Here is a 3,932-nt window from a genome sequence, read left to right as displayed (position 1 = left end):
GGTGCCGGCGACGGGCGCGGCGGGTGCGGCGTCGGACGCGGCGTCGCCCGGGGCGGCGTCGAGCCCCACGGAGCGCGCGAGCGGCACGAAGCTGCCGCCGAGCGTGAGCGTGGCGGAGGTGAGCACGGCGGTCCGGCCGGCGAGGAGGTTGGAGCGCACGAGACCCGCCACGGCCAGGGGCGCTGCGTGCAGCCGGGAGACCCCGGCGGAGCGGCCCCAGCCCTCCCCGCCGCGCGCGCACCACACCACGTCCCGACCGTCGCGTACCGGGTCGCCCGTCATCCGCTCAGCGATCTCGAAGACGGTGAGCACCGCGGACGCGGCCATCTTGCGTCCGCCCTCGGCCGACGGCGCCGTCGTGCCCGGCTCGGGCTTGAGCAGCGTGAGCAGGGCGCGGGCGGCATCGCGGACCGCGGCGACGGACGCGGCGAGGTCCGGCGGGAGCCCACCCCGGAAGCGACCCTCGGGTGCCTCCGCGAGCGCGGCACCGAGGTCCTGGCCCGCGACGTCGAGATCCGTCGTGGGCACGCCGCCGTGGCGCCGTGCCAGCCGCGCGGCGTGCTCGACCGTGGCGGCGGACAGCTCGGCCGTGGCCTGCGCCGTGACCCGGTCGATGAGCTCGTGCGCCTCGTCGACCACCAGGACGTCGTGCTCGGGCAGGACGTTCGGCGACCCGCCCGCCGCGATCCCGAGCATCGCGTGGTTCGTCACCACGACGTCGGCCTCGCGCGATGCCCGGCGCGCCCGCTCCGGGAAGCACTGCTCGAGCATCGCGCACGAGCTGCCCAGGCACTCCATCGCGGTCACCGAGACCTGGCGCCACGCGCGGTCCGGCACACCGGGCACGAGGTCGTCCCGGTCGCCGGTCGCGGTCTCCTCGGCCCACTCGCGCAGCCGGAGCACCTGCCGCCCGAGGTCACCGGGTCCGGGCCGAGCGGCGCCGTCGGTGCCCGCCGCCGGGTGGTCCGCCGCGCCGGGCGCCTCCCCCAGCGCGTCGAAGAGCGTGCCCGGCTCGTCCTGCGGGTAGCCGCCGGCGACCTTCTGCAGGCAGAGGTAGTTGTGCCACCCCTTGAGCAGCGCGATGCGGGGCGCGCGGGGCAGGTGCGGGGCCACCGCGTCCGCGACCAGCGGCAGGTCGCGCGTCATCACCTGGCGCTGGAGGGCGAGCGTCGCCGTCGAGACGATCACCCGCTCGTCCGCGAGGACGGCGTGCCGCACCGCCGGCACGAGGTAGCCGAGCGACTTGCCGGTCCCGGTCCCCGCCTGCACCAGCAGGTGCTCGCCGCTGTCGAGCGAGCGGGCGACCGCCCGGGCCATGTCGTGCTGGCCGTCGCGGCGCCGGCCGCCGAGTGCCGCGACCGCGCGGTCGAGCAGCAGGGAGGTGTCCTCCTGCGCGGCAGCCGACGAGGGCTCGGCCGCCGGCCGTGGTGCTGCACTCACCGACGCAGCCTACGGCGCGGGCGGGCCCTCGCCGGCACCGACCACAGGCGGCTCAGCCCGCCGCCGCCGCGCGCAGCTCGGCGGCGAGCTCGGCGTCCACGCGCCCCCGCAGGAGCGTGCCGACCTCGGTGTGCTCGGTCGACTCGACCTCCCCCTCGGAGTGCGCCCGGCTCACGAGGTCGCCCCGCTGGTAGGGCACCACGAGCTCGACCGCCTCGCGGGGCTGGGGCAGCGCCGCCGCGATGATCTCGCGGAGCTGGTCGATGCCGGCCCCCGTGTGCGCCGAGACGACCACGGAGCGGGGCTCGCGACGGCGCATGCGCACGACGACGTCCGGGTCCGCCACGTCGGCCTTGTTGAGCACGACGATCTCGGGGATCGACTCCGCGCCCTCGATCTCCGCCAGCACGGCCCGCACGGCGGCGACCTGCCCCTCCGGGTCCGGGTGGGAGACGTCCACGACGTGCAGCAGGACGTCGCTCTCGCCGACCTCCTCGAGGGTCGAGCGGAAGGCCTCGACCAGCTGGGTGGGCAGCGAGCGCACGAAGCCCACCGTGTCCGTCAGCGTGTAGGCGCGGCCGTCCGGGGTCTGCGCCCGCCGCACCGTCGGGTCGAGCGTGGCGAACAGCGCGTTCTCCACGAGGACCCCGGCGTCGGTGAGGCGGTTGAGCAGGCTCGACTTGCCGGCGTTGGTGTACCCCGCGATCGCGACCGACGGCGTGTGGTGCCGGCGGCGGGCCGAGCGCTGGGTCTGGCGCGAGGGCGCCATGGCCGCGATCTCGCGGCGCAGCTTCGCCATCCGCGTCCGGATGCGGCGCCGGTCCAGCTCGATCTTGGTCTCGCCGGGGCCGCGCGAGCCGATCCCCGCACCCCCGGCGACCCGACCACCGGCCTGGCGGGACATCGACTCGCCCCAGCCGCGCAGGCGCGGCAGCAGGTACTCCAGCTGTGCCAGCTCGACCTGCGCCTTGCCCTCCCGGGACTTGGCGTGCTGCGCGAAGATGTCGAGGATGAGCGCGGTCCGGTCGATGACCTTGACGCGCACGATGTCCTCGAGCGCGCGGCGCTGCGACGGCGCCAGGTCCGCGTCGACGATCACGGTGTCCGCCTCGACCGCCTGCACGAGCTCCGCGAGCTCGGCCGCCTTGCCGGAGCCGAGGTAGGTCGAGGGGTCCGGGTGCGAGCGGCGCTGCAGCACGCCGTCGAGCACCTGCGAGCCCGCCGTCTCGGCGAGCGCCGCGAGCTCGCGCAGCGAGATCTCGGCGTCGGTGCCGGTGCCCGAGGTCCAGATGCCCGCGAGGACGACCCGCTCCAGGCGCAGCTGCCGGTACTCGACCTCGGTGACGTCGCTGAGCTCGGTCGACAGGCCGGAGACGCGGCGCAGCGCCGCGCGCTCCGCACGGTCCAGCTGGTCACCGTCGGCGTCGCTCGTCCGGGTGCCGCCCTCGTCGAGGGCGGTACCGGCACGGGCCAGGACGCGGGCCACGACGGCCTCGGCGAGCTCCCGCTCGTCCCGTGCGGTGGGTTCCTGCTGGGTCATGCGGGGCCTCTCGTGCCGGCGACTGGGACGTTCCAGCGTGTCACGCGGGGGCGGCGGTCGCGAACGAATACGCCGAGGGCGCAGCACGGGGCTCGGTAGAGTTCCGGGCGTGCCGCAGCCGACGTCGCCCGACCCCGCGCAGGGTGCCGCGCCCGGTCCCACGGGGGACCACTACTTCAGCGCCTCGCCCGCCTCGTCCGGCGAGCTGCACCGCCTCGAGGTCCGGCTGGCCGGACGCGACCTGAGCGTGTGGACGGCGGCGGGCATCTTCTCCCCCGGGCGCCTCGACCTCGGCACCCAGGTCCTCCTGCGGTCCGTCCCGGCGCCGCCGTCGGCCGGGAACCTCCTCGACCTGGGGTGCGGGTGGGGGCCCGTCGCGCTGACCATGGCGCTCTCCTCCCCCGGGGCGACGGTCTGGGCCGTCGACGTGAACGAGCGCGCCCTCGACCTCGTCCGCCGCACGGCGGCCGACCTCGGCCTGGCGAACGTGGTGGCGGCACGGCCGGACGACGTGCCGGACGACGTCCGGTTCGCCGCCGTGTGGTCCAACCCGCCGATCCGGGTCGGCAAGGACGCCCTGCACGCCATGCTGCGCCGCTGGCTCGGTCGCCTGGAGGCCGACGGCGAGGCGCACCTCGTCGTCCAGAAGAACCTCGGCGCCGACTCGCTCCAGCGCTGGCTGGCCGAGGCCGGCGCCCCCGTCACGCGGGCCGCGAGCGCGAAGGGGTTCCGCGTGCTGCGCGTGGACGGCCCGGGCACCCTGGGCGGCTGAGGACACCGCCCGGCGGCGCGCCGAGCCGACCGCGTCAGGCGGGCACGGCGGCCGAACCGAGCAGCGCGGGCAGGTCCACGTCGGCCTCGGCGACCAGGACCGCCGGCCCCGCGAGCTCCACCCGGTCACCCAGCACGCGCACGCGCACGGTGCCGCCGGGCACGTGCACCGACCAGGTCG

3 protein-coding genes are annotated in these 3,932 nt (G+C 76.7%); 1 reads left to right on the top strand and 2 read right to left on the bottom strand.

Annotated elements, in window-relative coordinates; genetic code table 11:
- Both IDM29_RS15455 and hflX read right to left on the bottom strand, forming a co-directional pair.
- On the bottom strand, positions 1-1,440 hold a 1,440-nt coding region (locus IDM29_RS15455), incomplete at its 3' end, for an ATP-dependent DNA helicase (RefSeq protein WP_188037744.1).
- 52 nt (positions 1,441-1,492) lie between these two features.
- The gene (gene hflX / locus IDM29_RS15450) at positions 1,493-2,980 is read right to left on the bottom strand and encodes a GTPase HflX (protein ID WP_182113622.1); all 1,488 of its coding nucleotides are present in this window, start codon (positions 2,978-2,980) and stop codon (positions 1,493-1,495) included.
- A 109-nt stretch (positions 2,981-3,089) separates the two neighbouring features.
- Here hflX and IDM29_RS15445 point away from each other — a divergent pair, with 109 nt between their 5' ends.
- The gene (locus IDM29_RS15445; protein WP_255491820.1) at positions 3,090-3,752 is read left to right on the top strand and encodes a class I SAM-dependent methyltransferase; all 663 of its coding nucleotides are present in this window, start codon (positions 3,090-3,092) and stop codon (positions 3,750-3,752) included.
- Positions 3,753-3,932: the final 180 nt, after the last annotated feature.

The sequence above is a fragment of the Actinotalea sp. JY-7885 genome (assembly GCF_014525465.1).
Taxonomy (GTDB): Bacteria; Actinomycetota; Actinomycetes; order Actinomycetales; family Cellulomonadaceae; genus Actinotalea.
This window is presented reverse-complemented; position numbering and strand designations above follow the sequence as displayed.